The organism is Vogesella indigofera, assembly GCF_028548395.1.
Lineage (GTDB): Bacteria > Pseudomonadota > Gammaproteobacteria > Burkholderiales > Chromobacteriaceae > Vogesella > Vogesella indigofera_A.
Genome location: NZ_JAQQLA010000004.1, coordinates 532,693 through 549,269, shown reverse-complemented (window position 1 = coordinate 549,269; position 16,577 = coordinate 532,693). Strand labels below are relative to the sequence as shown.

General features: G+C 65.5%; 14 protein-coding genes. 9 read left to right on the top strand and 5 right to left on the bottom strand.

Annotated features, from left to right (window positions below; translation table 11 throughout):
• Positions 1–261 precede the first annotated feature (261 nt).
• Entirely contained in the window at positions 262–2,283 is a 2,022-nt protein-coding gene (locus tag PQU89_RS08340; protein ID WP_272765414.1) for an NADPH-dependent 2,4-dienoyl-CoA reductase, read from the bottom strand.
• A 330-nt stretch (positions 2,284–2,613) separates the two neighbouring features.
• On the opposite strand from PQU89_RS08340, the gene PQU89_RS08335 reads away from it, so the two are divergent.
• Positions 2,614–2,955 carry a zinc ribbon domain-containing protein YjdM gene (locus PQU89_RS08335; RefSeq protein WP_272765413.1) on the top strand — a complete coding sequence of 114 codons (342 nt, stop codon included), beginning with the start codon at positions 2,614–2,616 and terminating at the stop codon, positions 2,953–2,955.
• A 52-nt stretch (positions 2,956–3,007) separates the two neighbouring features.
• A complete protein-coding gene (locus tag PQU89_RS08330) occupies positions 3,008–3,577 on the top strand; it encodes a carbonic anhydrase (RefSeq protein ID WP_272765412.1) in 570 nt (189 codons plus the stop codon).
• A gap of 137 nt (positions 3,578–3,714) precedes the next feature.
• Here the strand turns inward: PQU89_RS08330 and topA are convergent, their stop codons facing one another.
• The 4 genes from topA to PQU89_RS08310 all read right to left on the bottom strand — a co-directional run bounded on the left by topA (position 3,715) and on the right by PQU89_RS08310 (position 8,744).
• Entirely contained in the window at positions 3,715–6,009 is a 2,295-nt protein-coding gene (gene topA / locus PQU89_RS08325; RefSeq protein WP_272765411.1) for a type I DNA topoisomerase, read from the bottom strand.
• Positions 6,010–6,144: 135 nt separating this feature from the next.
• Positions 6,145–6,603: a Smg family protein gene (locus PQU89_RS08320; protein ID WP_255907963.1), complete on the bottom strand. Its 459-nt coding sequence runs from the start codon at positions 6,601–6,603 to the stop codon at positions 6,145–6,147.
• Between the two features lie 18 nt (positions 6,604–6,621).
• On the bottom strand, positions 6,622–7,731 hold the full coding sequence (gene dprA, locus PQU89_RS08315; RefSeq protein ID WP_272765410.1) for a DNA-processing protein DprA: 1,110 nt from the start codon (positions 7,729–7,731) through the stop codon (positions 6,622–6,624).
• Positions 7,728–8,744, bottom strand: coding sequence for a LysM peptidoglycan-binding domain-containing protein (locus PQU89_RS08310; RefSeq protein ID WP_272765409.1), 1,017 nt, complete (start codon positions 8,742–8,744; stop codon positions 7,728–7,730). Before PQU89_RS08310 ends, dprA begins: the two co-directional genes overlap by 4 nt.
• Before the next feature lie 115 nt (positions 8,745–8,859).
• Between PQU89_RS08310 and def the strand changes: the two genes are divergently transcribed.
• The 7 genes from def (at position 8,860) to PQU89_RS08275 (ending at position 16,564) form a co-directional block, all read left to right on the top strand.
• Positions 8,860–9,363, top strand: coding sequence for a peptide deformylase (def, locus tag PQU89_RS08305; RefSeq protein ID WP_272756545.1), 504 nt, complete (start codon positions 8,860–8,862; stop codon positions 9,361–9,363).
• 83 nt (positions 9,364–9,446) lie between these two features.
• Positions 9,447–10,367: a methionyl-tRNA formyltransferase gene (gene fmt / locus PQU89_RS08300; protein ID WP_272765408.1), complete on the top strand. Its 921-nt coding sequence runs from the start codon at positions 9,447–9,449 to the stop codon at positions 10,365–10,367.
• Between the two features lie 57 nt (positions 10,368–10,424).
• A complete protein-coding gene (gene htpX / locus PQU89_RS08295; RefSeq protein WP_272765407.1) occupies positions 10,425–11,279 on the top strand; it encodes a zinc metalloprotease HtpX in 855 nt (284 codons plus the stop codon).
• Positions 11,280–11,363: 84 nt separating this feature from the next.
• Positions 11,364–12,611 carry a 16S rRNA (cytosine(967)-C(5))-methyltransferase RsmB gene (rsmB, locus tag PQU89_RS08290; RefSeq protein WP_272765406.1) on the top strand — a complete coding sequence of 416 codons (1,248 nt, stop codon included), beginning with the start codon at positions 11,364–11,366 and terminating at the stop codon, positions 12,609–12,611.
• Positions 12,574–13,185: a DUF4390 domain-containing protein gene (locus PQU89_RS08285; RefSeq protein ID WP_272765405.1), complete on the top strand. Its 612-nt coding sequence runs from the start codon at positions 12,574–12,576 to the stop codon at positions 13,183–13,185. The genes rsmB and PQU89_RS08285 overlap by 38 nt, the downstream gene beginning before the upstream one ends.
• Positions 13,185–15,296, top strand: a complete 2,112-nt coding sequence (locus PQU89_RS08280; protein WP_272765404.1) for a sensor histidine kinase — start codon at positions 13,185–13,187, stop codon at positions 15,294–15,296. The genes PQU89_RS08285 and PQU89_RS08280 overlap by 1 nt, the downstream gene beginning before the upstream one ends.
• Positions 15,296–16,564: a sigma-54-dependent transcriptional regulator gene (locus PQU89_RS08275; RefSeq protein ID WP_047966614.1), complete on the top strand. Its 1,269-nt coding sequence runs from the start codon at positions 15,296–15,298 to the stop codon at positions 16,562–16,564. Before PQU89_RS08280 ends, PQU89_RS08275 begins: the two co-directional genes overlap by 1 nt.
• Positions 16,565–16,577 lie beyond the last annotated feature (13 nt).

Sequence of the window (16,577 nt, the reverse complement as noted above, 5' to 3'; positions counted from 1 at the left end):
GCTGGCAGGATCGTCAATGACAATGGAATTTAATTGCGCGATTGCCCTGCCAATAATGAAGCAAATACGCGGCGGGTGCAAAAACGGGAACTGATCTGGCGCAAACGAGGTGCGAAATCTATCGAAATGTGGCGTTGCAGCAAAATGCCATAACCATGAAGCGTTGCGGCCAACCCTGGTGCAAGGTTGGCCGCAAGCGGGGGGATGGTGCCGGCGCGCCGTCATGGCGCGCCGGCCGTGCGGCGTGATGCTATCTGGCGCTCAGATGCCGGCCGCCAGCCGCGCGCCCTGGTCGATGGCGCGCTTGGCGTCCAGCTCGGCGGCGACGTCGGCACCGCCGATCAGGTGCACCGCCTTGCCGGCGGCAAGCAAGGGCTGCTGCAGTTCGCGCAGCGGGTCCTGCCCGGCGCAGACGATAATGTTGTCCACCGCCAGCACTTGCGCTTCACCCTTGATGGTCACGTGCAGCCCGGCATCGTCGATCTTGTCGTAGCTGACGCCGGCAATCATCTGCACCTTCTTCATCTGCAGGCTGGCGCGGTGGATCCAGCCGGTGGTCTTGCCCAGCCCGTCGCCGACCTTGCTGCTCTTGCGCTGCAGCAGATAGATCTCGCGTGGGCTGGGGTGCGGTTGCGGCCCCTGTGGTGCCAGGCCGCCGGCGTGCGCCAGCTGCATGTCCACCCCCCACTCGCGCATGAAGGCGGCGGTGTCCAGCGAGCTCGACTTGCCCTCGTGGCTGAGGAATTCGGCGGTATCGAAGCCGATGCCGCCGGCGCCGATGATCGCCACCCTGCGGCCAACCGCTTTGCCATGCTTGAGCACGTCGAGGTAGCTCAGCACCTTCGGGTGTTCGATGCCGGGAATCGCCGGCAGTCGCGGCGCGATGCCGGTGGCGAGGATCACCTCGTCAAAATCCTGCAGCTCGGCGGCGCCCACGCGGGTGTTCAGCCGCAGCGTTACGCCGGTCAGTTCGATACGGCGCGCGAAGTAGCGCAGCGTCTCGTGGAACTCCTCCTTGCCCGGGATCCGCTTGGCGACATTGAACTGGCCGCCGATCTCGCTGCCTGCATCGAACAGGGTGACATCATGGCCGCGCTCGGCGGCGATGGTGGCGAACGCCATGCCGGCGGGGCCGGCGCCGACCACCGCCAGTTTCTTCGGGGTGGCGGTCGGCAGATAGTTGAGTTCGGTCTCGCGGCAGGCGCGCGGGTTGACCAGGCAGCTGGTGAGCTTCCCCTGGAAGATGTGGTCGAGACAGGCCTGGTTGCAGCCGATGCAGGTGTTGATCTCGTCGCTGCGGCCGGCGGCGGCCTTGCTGACGAACTCGGCGTCGGCGAGGAAGGGTCGCGCCATCGACACCATGTCGGCACAGCCGCTGGCGAGGATGTCCTCCGCCACCTCGGGGGTGTTGATGCGGTTGGTAGTGATCAGCGGAATGCTCACCTTGCCCATCAGCTTCTTGGTGACCCAGGCGAAGCCGCCGCGCGGCACGCTGGTGGCGATGGTCGGCACTCGCGCCTCGTGCCAGCCGATGCCGGTGTTGATGATGGTGGCGCCGGCTTTTTCCACTTCCTGCGCCAGCTGTACCACTTCGTCCCAGCTGCTGCCGTTGTTGACCAGGTCCAGCATCGACAACCGGTAGATGATGATGAATTCGGTACCGACCGCGGCGCGCACCGCGCGCAGCACTTCCAGCGCGAAGCGGATGCGGTTGTCGAAGCTGCCGCCCCAGTCGTCGGTGCGCTTGTTGGTGTGGCGCACGATGAACTGGTTGATCAGATAGCCTTCCGAACCCATCACCTCCACGCCGTCGTAGCCGGCGTCCTGCGCCAGCTTGGCGCAGCGAGCGAAATCGGCGATGGTGCGGCGGATATCGTCTTCCGACATCTCGCGCGGGCGGTAGAAGTTGATCGGCGCGCAGATCGGCGACGCCGATACCAGGTTTTCCTGATAGCTGTAGCGGCCGGTGTGCAGGATCTGCAGCGCGATCTTGCCGCCGGCGGCGTGCACCGCGTCGGTGACGATGCGGTGCTGCGGCACCTCGTGCGCGTCGGCCAGCATCGAGGCGCCCTCGGCGACGCGGCCTTCCTCGTTGGGGCCGACACCGCCGGTGACGATCAGGCCGACGCCGCCGCGCGCGCGCTCGGCGTAGAACGCCGCCATCTTCTCGAAGCCTTGCGGCGCCTCTTCCAGTCCGGTATGCATCGAGCCCATCAGCACGCGGTTTTTCAGCGTGGTGAAGCCCAGATCCAGTGGTGCCAGCAGGTGCGGATAAGCCGTCATGGTGTTGCCCTCGTGTGGGTTGCGGCGTTGCGACCAGGGTTGGCCGCAAGGCAAGTTGTTGATTATTGGTTATGTGTCAGCCTTGCTGGCGAAGATACTTACTGATCAGTAAGTTGTCAAACCTGCCATGCGCCGGTGTGGCGGGAGGGCGAGGGTGACGTGCGCGGTGGCCGTCGCGCGCGGCAGCCGGCAATGACAAGACTGCGCCTTTTGCTGGCGAAAACGGTGGCGGCTGGCGGATAATACGGCACTCGTAAAGACCGCACCGTTTGCAGGGTTGTTGATGCGCCCGGGGCGCTGCGGCCGCCACATTCAGAAACAAGGTACAGCATGACTAATTTGCCCCAATGCCCGCAGTGCAGCTCGGAATTCACCTACCAGGACGGCGCCATGTTCGTCTGCCCCGAGTGCGCCCATGAGTGGTCCGCCGAGGCGGCCACGGAAGAGGCCGAGCCGCAGCGCGTGGTACGCGATGCCAACGGCAACGTGCTGCAGGACGGCGACAGCGTCACCGTGATCAAGGACCTGAAGGTCAAGGGCTCGTCGCTGGTGGTCAAGGTCGGCACCAAGGTGAAGAGCATCCGCCTGGTCGACGGCGATCACGATATCGACTGCAAGATCGACGGCATCGGCGCGATGCAGCTGAAGTCGGAATTCGTCAAGAAAGCCTGATCCGCCGCGCCGCAGACGCTGCGGCAGGGCAGGACACGAGAGGAGGGATGTGATGTGCCAAGCACCACAGTGGCCGGCGGCTGACTGCCACGGCAGCGCGGCGCAGCCGGTCGGCCGGCGCCAGTTCGTGAAACTGGCGGCCATGGGCGGCGCCGCGGCGCTGCTGGGCAGCTTCTTGCCGCGCACTGCGCACGCCGCCGGCGGCACCGAGGCGCTGCTGCTGTCGTGCATGGATTACCGGCTGGTCGACGACACCGAGCGTTTCATGGCCGGCAAGGGCATGAAGGACAAGTACGACCACATCGTGCTGGCCGGCGCCTCGCTCGGCGCGGTGACCGGCAAGTTCCCGGCGTGGAATACCGTGTTCTGGGAGCACCTCGACGTCGCCATCAGCCTGCACCACATCCACAAGGTGATGCTGCTCGATCATCGCGACTGCGGTGCCTACAAGGTGGTGCTGGGCGAGGACTTCGGCCAGGCGCCGGACAAGGAAACCCGTGTCCACGCCGAGACGCTGATGGCGCTGCGCAAGGCGATCCTGCAAAAGCACCCGCAGCTGCAGGTGGAGAGCTACCTGATGGCGCTGGACGGCAGCGTGCAGCAAATCGTGGCCCGCGCCTGAGCCGGCCGCTCACCCCGCACCGCCGCCCGGGTCTGCCGCCGCGGCGGTTTTTTTGCGGCCAACGTTGGCCGCCAGCGCGCGACAGGCAATAAAAAACGCCGCTGAGTTCAGCGGCGTTGTCTTGAGGCGGAGCCGGATCAGGCTTCTTCCTTGCCTTCCGGCGGTGCGATCTGCTCGGCGTAGCCGCACTCCTTCTGCGGGCACACCTTCTCGGTGCCGCGGCGCTTGGTGATCTTGATGGTCAGGATCGGCCAGTGGCACTGCGGGCACGGCTCGGCCACCGGCGGGTTCCAGGTGGCGTACTTGCACTTCGGATAGGTATTGCAGCTGTAGAACAGCTTGCCGTAGCGGCTCTTGCGTTCGATCAGGCTGCCGGTCTTGCATTCCGGGCACTGCACGCCGGTGTCGCGCGGTTTTTCCAGCGGCTCGATGTGCTTGCACTTCGGATAGTTGGCGCAGCCGATGAACTTGCCGTAGCGGCCCTTCTTGATGTGCAGCTCGCCACCGCATTCCGGGCAGGTGCGGTCCTCGATGATGGTCGGCGCTTCCGCCTCGGCGGCGGCCTGTTCCGCGGTTTCACCGACGTTGCGGGTGTAGTCGCAGTCCGGGTAGCCGGTACAGGCGATGAAGCGGCCGCGCTTGCCGAACTTGATCGACAGCGGTTTGCTGCATTTCGGGCAGGCTTCGTCCAGGCTTTCGGTGGTGACTTCGGCGCGGCTGATGCCTTCCTTCTCGGTCAGCTGCTTGGAGAAACCCTTCCAGAAGCTGTCCATCACCGGCACCCACTGCCGCGTGCCGCTGGCAATTTCGTCGAGCTGGTTTTCCAGCTTGGCGGTGAAGTTGTAGTCGACGTACTGGGCGAAGTGCTCGGTCAGGAACTTGTTGACGATGTCGCCGGTGTCGGTCGGGTAGAAGCGCTTCTTGTCGAGGATCACGTACTCGCGATCCTTCAGCGTCGAGATGATGCTGGCGTAGGTCGACGGCCGGCCGATGCCGAATTCTTCCAGCGACTTCACCAACGAGGCTTCGGAGAAGCGCGGTGGCGGCTGGGTGAAGTGCTGCTCGCCGTACAGCTTGTCCACCGGCAGCGCGTCACCTTCGTTCAGTAGCGGCAGCTTGGCGTTTTCCTCGTCCTCGGCGTCATCGACGTCTTCCTCGTACACCGACAGGAAGCCGGCGAATACCAGCACCTGACCGCTGGCGCGGAAGATGCCGTCGCCGACACTGATGTCGACGCTGGTGGTGTCGAACTTGGCCGGTGCCATCTGGCAGGCCAGCGTCCGTTTCCAGATCATGTCGTAGAGCTTGAACTGGTCGGAGGTCAGGAACGGCTTCATCGCCTCCGGCGTGCGCAGGATGGAGGTTGGCCGCACCGCCTCGTGCGCCTCTTGCGCGTTCTTGGACTTGTTCTTGTACGCCACCGGGTTCTTCGGCAGGTGTTCGGCGTCGAAGCGCTCGCCGATGTAGCCGCGGATTTCCTCCACCGCCTCGTTGGCCAGCGCCACCGAGTCGGTACGCATATAGGTGATCAGGCCGACGGTGCCTTGGCCGATGTCCACGCCTTCGTACAGCTGCTGCGCGGTACGCATCGCGCGGTCGGTGGTCATGCCCAGCTTGCGCACAGCCTCCTGCTGCAGCGTCGAGGTGGTGAACGGCGCGGCCGGGCTGCGCGATTTCTTTTTCTTCTCGATGCTGGTGACCACCGCGTCGTGGCCCTGCAGTCGGGCCAGCACGTCGGCCTGTTCCGCTTCGTTCGGCAGCGCGAACTGGTCGAGCCGGGTGCCGGCCAGCGTGGTCAGCTTGGCGCTGAACTTGGTGCGGCCCTTGTGGCTGTCGAGGTGCACCGACCAGTATTCCTGTTCGACGAAGGCCTTGATCTCGTTCTCGCGTTCGCAGATCAGGCGCAGCGCCGGGCTTTGCACGCGGCCGGCAGACAGGCCGCGGCGGATTTTCTTCCACAGCAGCGGCGACAGGTTGAAGCCGACCAGGTAATCCAGCGCACGGCGCGCCTGCTGCGCGTCGACCAGATCCTGCGCGATGGCGCGCGGGTTGGCGATGGCGTCCAGCACCGCGTTCTTGGTGATCTCGTGGAACACCACCCGTTGTGCGGTCTTGTCCTTGAGCAGTTTTTTCTTGTTGAGGATTTCCACCAGGTGCCAGGAAATGGCCTCGCCTTCGCGGTCCGGGTCAGTTGCCAGATAGACATGGTCCACCTCGGCCACTGCCTTGACGATGGCATCAACGTGCTTGCTGTTGCGCGCCACGACCTGGTATTTCATCGCGAAGTCTTTTTCCGGATCGACAGCGCCGTTCTTCGGCACCAGATCGCGGACGTGACCGTAGGAGGCGAGGACTTCGAAGTCCGGACCCAGGTATTTTTTCAGCGTTTTCGCCTTGGACGGCGATTCGACAATCAGCAGGTTTGAGGGCATAACGGTCTGTTTTCGGTAGTGCGCCGGGGGGCACGACAATATTGTGTATTCATCAAACAAAACAAGAGCGCAAGGTTTGCGCTCTTGATCGGGCGTTTTTCCGCTGCGGCCAACCTTGAGGCACGCAGCCGGGGCTTACTGCATCGTGGGTTCGCCGTGCAGCGCGCACAGCAGGTCTTCGCCGAGCAGGATCGGCAGTTCCGCGCCTTGTGCCCACAGCACCATCAGTGCCGCCAGCTTGGCGCTGGGCAGGGAGATCTCGTCGTCGGGCATCGCCAGCAGGCGGTCGATCAGCATTTCGCGTTGTGCCGGCGACAGCGCGCCATTGTGCTCCAGGAACAGGATCAGGCCGCGAATCTCGCCGCTGAGGCGGGTATTTTCCTGTTCGCTGAAGCAGCGGAAACCGCTGCCGGCATCGGCACCGTCGTAGCTGCCGTCATTGAGCTGGTTCAGGCCGTCCAGCCAGTCCAGTGCGTCGCTGATTTCCTCGTTTTCAAAGCCGGCCGCTGCCAGCTGGCGACCGAGGTCGTCACGTTCCGGGCAGGCTGCGGGGTCGTTGAACTCTTCGAGAAGATAGGCGAGAACATCAAACATCTTTATTTAATCATCGGGTTAGGTGGGACGGCTTGGCGCGGGTGATCGGCGCTGGTAGCGCCCGCCGTCCAGACTTTCGATGTGTCCGGCCAGCTCAAGCTCAAGAAGCATCGCGTAAAGCTCCCCTGCCGTCAACTTGAGTCGTGCCGCCAGGGTGTCGCTGTCGACCGGGTCGTAGCCGATGGCGGCCAGCAACGGGTGCGCGCCGGTGTCGCTGGCGGCGGGCGTTGCCGCGGTGCTGGCGGTGGGGGCCGTCGCCAGCCGGCCGATCTCGTCCAGCACGTCGTCGGCGCTCTCCACCAGCCGGGCGCCGTCCCGGATCAGGCGGTGGCAACCACGCGCCTGCGGGTTGTGGATGGAGCCGGGGATGGCCATCACGTCGCGGCCGGCTTCCAGCGCCAGCCGCGCGGTGATCAGCGAGCCGCTCTGCGGCGCGGCCTCGACCACCAGGCAGCCGCGGGCGAGGCCGGCGATGATGCGGTTGCGCTGCGGGAAGTGGCCGGCCAAGGGCGGGGTGCCGAGCGCGAACTCGGACAGGATCAGGCCGTGGCCGGCGATGCGGTGCGCCAGCTCGCGGTTGCGCGCCGGATAGACGCGGTCGATGCCGGTGCCGATCACGGCGATGGTGCTGGCCGCCTCGGGCAGCGCGCCCTCGTGCGCGGCGGCGTCGATGCCGCCGGCCAGACCGCTGACGATGCTGTAGCCGTGTGCGGCCAACCTTTGGGCAAAGGTGCGGGCATTGTCCGCGCCCTGCGGCGTGGCGTGGCGGCTGCCGACCACCGCCAGCATCGGCTGCGCCAGCAGGGCGCGCCGGCCGCGGGCGAACAGCAGCGGCGGGGCGCTGCCGGCCTCGGCCAGCTGGCACGGGTAGTCGTCGTCGTTGAGCGTCAGCAGGTGGCAGTCCGCGCCCTCTGCCCACTGCAGCGCCGCCTCGGCGGCGCGGGCGCCGTCACCGGCGTCCAGTGCCGCCAGCGTCTTGCTGTCGAGGATGTCGCGCAGCTGGCCGTGGCCGGCACGGCAGGCGTGGCCGGCATCGCCGAAGCGCTGCAGCAGCTGCAGGAAGCGTTGCGGGCCGATGCCGGGGGTCAGCGCCAGCGTGGCCCAGTCGAGCAGGGATTGCGGGCTCACGGTTGCGCGATGCGGTCCTTGATCATGATCGGCTGGGTGGCGTCCAGCACCAGCGCGTAGGAGGCCTTGTTGAACACGCGGAACACGATCAGGCGGCCGACTTTCTCGCTGGGCAGGGTCACCTGCTGCTTCTTGTCGACGCTGATCTGGCGCGGTGCGCGGTAGATGCCGAACACGTGGCCGACCTCGACGCCGTCGCGGGCGCCGCGGTTGATCAGCACGTTGAACTGCTGGCCGATCTCATTGACGCCGGCGTAGCTGGTGACGATGCGGCCTTCCAGCTCCGGCGGCGGCTCGTGCGGGGTGTAGTTGAGCAGCGGCGCGGGCAGGCTCTTCAGCAGGTGGTCGCCGACCAGCACTTCTTCCGCGATCTTGCGCACGCTGAGGGTGGACACCTCGTCCAGCTTGTCGACCATTAGGTCGCCGCCGTAGGTGGCCTCATGGCCGAGCACCTCGTTGCTGTCCGGGTCGGTGATGGTGCGCCCCAGGCGGTAGGCCTGCCACAGGCCGCCGGAATCCAGCCCCTGGCTGTAGGCGCGGTCGGTGGTGGACAGGATCACGCGGTTGTCGGGGCCGGCGATGATCTTCGGCGACTGCAGGTAGCTGGCCTCGTCCTCGATCAGCAGCGGGCGCTTGAGGAAGGGGTCGATGATCCGGGCCGGGATGGTGGGAATGGCGCTGTCCAGCTGCTCGGCGCGCACCCGCGGCGACAGCTTGACCACGCGCAGCGCGCTGCTGTCCAGGCGCAGCCGCGGCTTGCCGTCGACCATCTCCAGGTGCAGCACGTTGCCGGGGTAGATCCAGTGCGGGTTTTTCACCTCGTCGCGGTTCATGTTCCACAGCTGCGGCCATTTCCACGGCGCGGTCAGGTAGCGGCCGGAGATGTCCCACAGCGTGTCGCCGCGCTTGACCACGTAGCGTTGCGGCGCATCCGGCCGCAGCACCAGGGTGTCGGCAAATGCGGCGGCAGAGAGGCCCAGCGCGAGGATGAGCGGTATAATAGGTTTAAACATTGATGATTTGACCCCACCTGACCGGCACTGGCTCAGTAATTTATAGTGAAACCGGATGCTGGCAACATTATCGTTGCCTGTCACGGCATCCTACAACTGGAATAACGGTTTGATTATGGCACTGCTCAACATTCTGCATTACCCCGACCCGCGTTTGCACAAGGTTGCCCGGCCGGTAACCAGCTTCGACAGCGCGCTGCAGCAGCAGATCGACAACATGTTCGAGACCATGTACGAGGCCAAGGGTATCGGCCTCGCGGCGACGCAGGTGGATTTTCACCAGCGCCTGATCGTGATCGATATCTCCGAGGACCGCAACGAGCCGCGCGTGTTCATCAACCCGGAGTTCCTGCACAAGGACGGCGAGACGGTGTACGAGGAAGGCTGCCTGTCGGTGCCCGGCATCTACGACAAGGTGACCCGCGCCGAGCACGTGAAGGTGCGTGCACAGGACGCCAAGGGTGAGTTCTTCGAGCTGGAAAGCGGCGGCCTGCTGGCGATCTGCCTGCAGCACGAGGTGGATCACCTCGATGGCAAGGTATTCGTCGAATACCTGTCCGACCTGAAGCAGAACCGCATCCGCACCAAGATGAAAAAGCGCGAGAAGCACACCCTGTAAGCCAGGGATGGCGGCCAGGCTTGGCCGCAAGCTGGTGTCGGGACACGCGCCGCGTGTCCCTTTGCATTTGCAAGGATAGTCCGATGAAACTGATTTTTGCCGGCACGCCGGTATTCGCCGCCGCCGCATTGCAGGCGCTGCTTGATGCCGGCCACGACATTGCGCTGGTACTGACGCAGCCGGACCGCCCGGCCGGGCGCGGCATGAAGCTGAAGCCCAGCCCGGTGAAGGAGCTGGCGCTGCAGCACGGCCTGCGCGTGGAACAGCCGCTGACGCTGAAGACACCGGAAGCGCAGGCGCTGGTGGCCGAGGTGCAGGCCGAGGTGATGGTGGTGGCCGCCTACGGCCTGCTGCTGCCCAAGGCGGTGCTGGAGATGCCGGCGCGCGGCTGCCTCAACATCCACGCCTCGCTGCTGCCGCGCTGGCGCGGCGCGGCGCCGATCCAGCGCGCCATCCTCGCCGGCGACGCGGAAACCGGCATCACCATCATGCAGATGGACGTCGGTCTTGATACCGGTGACATGCTGAGTATCCACCCGCTGACTATCGCGGCCGACGACTCTGCCGCCAGCCTGCACGACAAGCTGGCCACGCTCGGCGCCGACGCCATCGTCGCCACCCTGGCGCAGCTGGACGGCTGCACGCCGCAGCCGCAGCCGGAGGAGGGCGTCACCTACGCCGCCAAACTGAGCAAGGACGAGGCGCGCATCGACTGGACGCAGCCGGCGGCCGACATCGCCCGCGCCATCCGCGCCTACAACCCGGCGCCGGGTGCACACACGCTACTGGGCGGCGAGGCGCTGAAACTGTGGCAGGCCCACGCCGTTGCCGGCACTGCGCCGGCCGGCGAGGTGCTGCGCGCCGACGCCGACGGCGTGGTGGTCGGCACAGGTAGCGGCCTGCTGGTGCTGACCCAGCTGCAGGCCGCCGGCGGTAAAAGGTTGGGCGCACGCGAGTTTGTCGCCGGTCGCAGCGCGCTGGCGGGAACCCGGCTCGGGGCTTGATATTCCAATGCCGATGCCCCCATATCGGGAGCATGGGCTTGCACAAAGGAGTACGCGATGGGCTTTAACTGGCTGAAAACCACCATCCTGATGGCGGCGATCGTGGCGCTGTTCGGGATGATCGGCGGCATGATCGGCGGCCAGAGCGGCATGCTGCTGGCCTTGCTGTTCGGTGGCGTGATGAACGTGTTTGCCTACTGGAACTCCGACAAAATGGTGTTGCGCATGTACAACGCGCAGGAGGTCGACGCCCGCACCGCACCGGAGCTGTACAACATGGTGGCCGAGCTGGCGCAGCGCGCGCAGATGCCGATGCCGCGGGTGTACGTGATCCACGAGGAGCAGCCGAATGCGTTCGCCACCGGCCGCAATCCGGAGCACGCGGCGGTGGCGGCCACCACCGGCATCATGCGCATGCTGGACTACCGCGAACTGCGCGGGGTGATGGCGCACGAGCTGGCCCACGTCAAGCACCGCGACACGCTGATCTCCACCATCAGCGCGACCATGGCGGGTGCCATCTCGGCGCTGGCCAACTTCGCGATGTTCTTCGGCGGTCGTGACGAGGAAGGGCGCCCGGCCAACCCGATCGCCAGCATCGCGGTGGCGCTGCTGGCACCGCTGGCGGCCAGCCTGATCCAGATGGCGATCTCGCGCGCGCGCGAATTCGAGGCCGACCGCGGCGGCGCCGAAATCAGCGGCGACCCGCTGGCGCTGGCCAGCGCGCTGCAGAAGATCGAGTACTACGCGCAGGGCCGCATCATGCCGGCGGCCGAGGCGCATCCGGAAACGGCGCAGATGATGATCATCAACCCGCTGTCCGGTGGCGGTCTCAGCAGCCTGTTCCGCACCCACCCGCATACCGAAGAGCGCATTGCCCGCCTCAATCAGATAGCGCGCAACGGTCGCTGACCGGTATCATTGCACCATTATTTAAAACGGCCACCGTTCCCTGTGCGAACGGTGGCCGGTTTCATTGGAAAGAACCAGACTGACATGCATCGAATCCAGGAGTTGGCCGCGGGCATCATCGCGCGTGTAGAAGAAGGGCGTACCCTGACCGAGGCGCTGGGCAATATTCAGCGCAGCGAGACCCTGACGCCCGGCGAGCGCGGCGCGCTGCAGGACATTGCCTACGGCAGCCTGCGCAATCTCGGCCAGTTGCGCTTCATCCTGCGGGCACTGGTGCCCAAGCCGCTGCCGGCGGTGGATGTCGAGCGCCTGCTGCTGGTGGCGCTGTACCAGCTGATCCACACCCGTGCCGCGCCGTACGCGGTGGTCGACCAGGCGGTGACGCTGGCGCAGGACCTGGCCGCCGGCCGTCTCAAGGGCCTGGTCAACGGCGTGCTGCGCAACTTCCTGCGCAACAAGGACCAGCTGCTGGCCGATGCCCAGGCCGACAACGAGGCGCGCTACAACCACCCGCGCTGGTGGGTGCAGAAGGTGCGCGCCGCCTATCCGACGCGTTGGACCGACATCCTGGAAAAGAGCAACCGCCATCCCCCGATGACGCTGCGCATCAACCGCCGCCACGGCACCGCCGCCGGCTACGTCGAGGCGCTGCAGGCGTCCGGTCGCGGCGCCAAGGCGCTCGGCGACTACGCAGTGAAGCTGGATGCACCGTGCAATGTGCGCGACCTGCCGGGTTTTGCCGAGGGCCGCGTCTCGGTACAGGACTTCGGCGCGCAACAGGCGGCGCTGCGGCTGGATGTCGCCGACGGCATGCGGGTGCTGGATGCCTGCGCCGCCCCCGGCGGCAAGAGCGGTCATTTGCTGGAGTTGGCCGATATTCAGCTCACCGCGCTGGATATCGACGCGGCGCGGCTGGAACGGGTGGCCGAGAATCTGGCGCGCTTGCAGCTGACGGCCACGTTGGCCGCAGCCGATGCCGCCAAGCCGGACAGCTGGTGGGACGGCGTGCCATTCGACCGCATCCTCGCCGACGTGCCGTGCTCGGCCAGCGGCGTGGTGCGTCGCAATCCGGACATCAAGTGGCTGCGCCGGCCGGACGATTTCGCCGCGCTGGGCCAGCAACAGGCGGCGATGGTGGACGCGTTGTGGCCGCTGCTGGCCAAGGGTGGCAAGCTGCTGTATGCCACCTGCTCGATCATGCCGGAAGAGAACCAGCAACAGCTGGACGCCTTCCTGCAGCGTCATCCGGATGCACGCCTGGCCGGCTCCGAACAACTCTTGCCTTCGGCAGACCATGACGGCTTCTATTACGCGCTGCTGGAAAAAGCTTAAGCAACAGCTGCTACTGCTCGCCAGCCTGCTGCTGCTGGTGCAGGCCGGGCTGTGCCACGCCGCCGATGGTATCGTGGCGCAGCGACTGCAGCTGGAGGCGCAGGATGGCGCGCTCAGCGTGGCCAGCCGTTACCGCATCACCCTGCCCGCCATGCTGCAGCAGGCGCTGCAACAGGGCGTGCCGTTGACCTTCCGTCTGACCTTCGAGCTGACGCGACCGCGCAGCTCGGCCTACTGGCTGCAGCTGTCGCGCTGGTTCGAGCCGGCCGCCAGCCTCAGCTTCAAGCTGAGCCACTACGGCCTCACCGGCCGCTACCGCGTCACCATCGGCGGCCTGTCCAAGAACTACGCCTCGCTCGACGAAGCGCTGGCCGCGGTTGGCAGCATCGCCGGCTGGAAGGTGATGGACATCGCCGACTGGTCGCCGGCGGAGCAGCAGCAGCTGCGCGGCCGGCTGCGACTGGAGCTGGACCTCGGCCAGCTGCCGCGCCCGTTCCAGCTCAATGCGCTGGGCGCCGATGACTGGGCGATGGATTCCGGCTGGAACAGCATCGCCCCGTCAGGAGGCAACTGATGCGCTATCCCGTCATCGCCACCGCCTTCGGCTTCGTGCTGCTGTACCTGCTGGCGATTTCCACCGGTAACACCTCCAAGCTGGCGGAATACTACTGGTGGGTGTTCGGCCTCAACGCCTTCGGCCTGGTCGGCCTGCTGGCGGTGGTGGCGCGGCAGATGCTGCGCCTGCGCCGGCGGGTGAAGAGCCGCGAATTCGGCGCCAAGCTGACGCAGAAGCTGGTGGTGATGTTCACCCTGATCGCGCTGCTGCCTGGCATGCTGGTATTCACCGTCTCCGCACAGTTCCTGACGCGCAGTATCGAGAGCTGGTTCAACGTCGAGGTGGAAAACGCGCTCGACCGCGGCCTGGAGCTGGGGCGCAACGCGCTCGGCTTCGTGCTGTCCGATCTCAGTCGCAAGTCGCGGCTGGTGGCGCGCGACATCGCCGACTACAGCGACCACAGCCTCAACAGCCAGCTGCTGCGCATGCGCGAACAGTTGGGGGTGCAGGAGATCGCGGTCTACAACCAGCAGGGACGGCTGCTGAGCTTTGCCGGGCCGGATGACGTGCGCTACCTGCCGCGGGCGCCGGATCCGGACGTGCTGCGCAGCCTGCGCCAGCGCAAGAGCCACGAGATCATCGACAGCGATCCCGACGGCACGCTGGAGCTGAAGGTGCTGCTGTCGTACCGCAGCTACGTCAACGACCAGACCCAGATCATCCAGATCATCCAGCCGGCGCCGGTGGACATCGCCCGCGACGCCGAGCTGATCGAGGACGCGCGCGCCGAGTACCGGCAGCTGGTGCTGTCGCGCGACGGCCTGAAAACCTTCTACATGCTGACGCTGGCGCTGGTGTTCCTGCTGGCGCTGACCGCGGCGCTGGCGTTTGCGCTGTTCATCTCCGAGCGGCTGTCGGCGCCGCTGTCGGAGCTGGCCGCCGGCACCCGTGCGGTGGCGCAGGGCGACTTTTCCAAGCGCCACCCGGTGTACCGCAAGGACGAGCTTGGCATCCTCACCACCATGTTCAACCGCATGACGCAGCAGCTGGACGAGGCGCGCCTGACCGCCGACGAGAGCCGGCGCCTGCTGGAATCCGGCAAGCTGTACCTGGAGAGCATCCTCGCTAACCTGTCGACCGGGGTGATCGCCTTCGACTACAACTGGCAGCTGCGTGCGGCCAACACCAGTGCCTCGCGCATTCTCGGCGTCGACTTCGGCGAGCTGTCCGGCCACGAACTGCAGGTGTGGCCGGTGCTGCGCCCGGAACTGTCGCCGCTGGTGGAAACCATCCTGCGCGAGGCGGCGACCATCAATCCGCACGACTGGCAGCAGCAGATCGACTACCTCGGCGCCCAGGGGCCGCGGCAGCTGGTGGCGCGCGGCGCCATCCTGCCGGAACAGCCGGCCACCGGCTACGTGGTGGTGTTCGACGACATCACCGAGCTGGGCCGCGCACAGCGCGACGCGGCGTGGGGCGAGGTGGCGAAACGGCTGGCGCACGAGATCCGCAACCCGCTGACGCCGATCCAGCTGTCGGCGGAACGGCTGGCGATGAAGCTGGCCGACAAGCTGCAGCCGTCGGACGCCGAGATGCTGAAGCGCGCCACCGACACCATCATCAAACAGGTGACCGCGCTCAAGGGCATGGTCGACGCTTTCCGCGATTATGCGCGGGCGCCGAAGATCAAACTGGTCAAACTGGAGCTGAATACGCTGCTGCGCGAGGTGCTGGTGCTGTACGAAAGTAACCCCGCGCTGAAGGTGGATTTAAGCCTGCAAGCCTTGCCAGTCATGGGGGACGCGGCTTTGCTGCGTCAGGTGCTGCACAATCTTTTGCAGAACGCACAAGATGCAATCCTTGACGCTGACATCCCGATGATTCAAATTAGCACCCGACTAGAAGGAAGGAACGTGCTCGTCTGCGTAGAGGACAACGGTGTTGGCTTCAGTCCGGACATCCTTCCCCGTGCGTTTGAGCCTTATGTAACCAACAAGGCCAAGGGGACAGGATTGGGACTGGCCGTGGTGAAAAAGATAGTGGAGGAACACCATGGACAGATCACCCTTGCCAATGCACAGAGCGGCGGTGCGCGCATCCTTCTCACCCTGCCCTTGCTGGAGGCTTAATGCGAAGCAGCGATATTCTGATTGTTGATGACGAGATCGGTATCCGGGAGCTTCTCTCGGAGATTTTGCAGGACGAAGGCTATACCGTCGCGCTGGCTGAAAATGCCGAAGTGGCTCGTCAATTGCGCAACCAGACCCGACCAGCGCTGGTGCTGCTGGATATCTGGATGCCGGATTGTGACGGCGTCACCCTGCTCAAGGAGTGGGCCAAATCCGGGCAACTGAACATGCCGGTGGTGATGATGTCCGGTCACGCCAGCATCGACACTGCCGTCGAGGCAACGCGCATCGGTGCCTTCGATTTCCTCGAAAAACCGATTGCCCTGCAGAAACTGCTGACCACGGTGCAGCGTGCGCTGAAATACGGCGACATGCAGGCCAATACTTCGCTCAATCTCGACAAGATGGGCAAGAGCGAAACCGTGCAGGAGCTGAAGAAGCAGCTGGAGCGGGTATCGAAACTGAAGTCGCCGGTGCTGCTGACCGGTGAGTCCGGCGCCGGCTTCGAGCTGGTGGCGCGCTTTTTCCACCAGGGCAATACGCCGTGGGTGACCCCGGCCAAGGTAGAGCAGCTGGCGGATGCGCCGCTGGAATTGCTGCAGAAAGCCAATAACGGCGTGCTGTTCCTGCCGGAAATCGGCCAGTACAGCCGCCGCACGCAGCAGGGCCTGCTGTTCCTGCTGTCCAAGCTGGACCGTTTCAACGTGCGGCTGATCTGTTCCTGCAGTCGTCCGCTGCAGGAACTGCTGGTCGATCCGGAGTGCGACAACCGCATGCTGACAGCGCTGTCCAGCGTGATCGTGCCGATTCCGGCGCTGCGCGAGCACCCGGAAGACATCACCTCGATCGCCGAGCAGATCCTGCACGAGCTGGTGGAGTCGAAGCAGGTGCCCAGCCGCAAGCTGACCACCGCGGCACTGAACGCGCTGCGCCAGTACGACTGGCCGGGCAACCTGGAGCAGTTGCGCAGCATCATCAAGAGCCTGGCGCTGACCGCAGAATCCGGAGAGCTGGACGCGCCGGAAGTGAACAAGGTGCTGGCGCAATTCCGCCACGACAAGCCTGCGGAAGAAACTGGTTTCGATTTCAGCCTGCCGCTGCGTGAACTGCGCGAACAGCTGGAACGCCGCTATTTCGAGTACCACATCGTGCTGGAAAACGGCAATATGAGCCGGGTGGCGCAAAAGGTCGGCCTGGAGCGCACCCACCTCTACCGCAAACTGAAGCAGCTGGGCGTCAAGTTCAGCCGCAAGGGTGCGGAAGAATAAAACCTGAATCAAG

Bases quoted from the DNA above. Each gene is read 5' to 3' on its own strand.
- PQU89_RS08340 (WP_272765414.1), bottom strand. From the start codon at position 2,283: ATGACGGCTTATCCGCACCTGCTGGCACCACTGGATCTGGGCTTCACC.
- PQU89_RS08335 (WP_272765413.1), top strand. From the start codon at position 2,614: ATGACTAATTTGCCCCAATGCCCGCAGTGCAGCTCGGAATTCACCTAC.
- PQU89_RS08330 (WP_272765412.1), top strand. From the start codon at position 3,008: ATGTGCCAAGCACCACAGTGGCCGGCGGCTGACTGCCACGGCAGCGCG.
- topA (WP_272765411.1), bottom strand. From the start codon at position 6,009: ATGCCCTCAAACCTGCTGATTGTCGAATCGCCGTCCAAGGCGAAAACG.
- PQU89_RS08320 (WP_255907963.1), bottom strand. From the start codon at position 6,603: ATGTTTGATGTTCTCGCCTATCTTCTCGAAGAGTTCAACGACCCCGCA.
- PQU89_RS08310 (WP_272765409.1), bottom strand. From the start codon at position 8,744: ATGTTTAAACCTATTATACCGCTCATCCTCGCGCTGGGCCTCTCTGCC.
- def (WP_272756545.1), top strand. From the start codon at position 8,860: ATGGCACTGCTCAACATTCTGCATTACCCCGACCCGCGTTTGCACAAG.
- fmt (WP_272765408.1), top strand. From the start codon at position 9,447: ATGAAACTGATTTTTGCCGGCACGCCGGTATTCGCCGCCGCCGCATTG.
- htpX (WP_272765407.1), top strand. From the start codon at position 10,425: ATGGGCTTTAACTGGCTGAAAACCACCATCCTGATGGCGGCGATCGTG.
- rsmB (WP_272765406.1), top strand. From the start codon at position 11,364: ATGCATCGAATCCAGGAGTTGGCCGCGGGCATCATCGCGCGTGTAGAA.
- PQU89_RS08285 (WP_272765405.1), top strand. From the start codon at position 12,574: ATGACGGCTTCTATTACGCGCTGCTGGAAAAAGCTTAAGCAACAGCTG.
- PQU89_RS08280 (WP_272765404.1), top strand. From the start codon at position 13,185: ATGCGCTATCCCGTCATCGCCACCGCCTTCGGCTTCGTGCTGCTGTAC.
- PQU89_RS08275 (WP_047966614.1), top strand. From the start codon at position 15,296: ATGCGAAGCAGCGATATTCTGATTGTTGATGACGAGATCGGTATCCGG.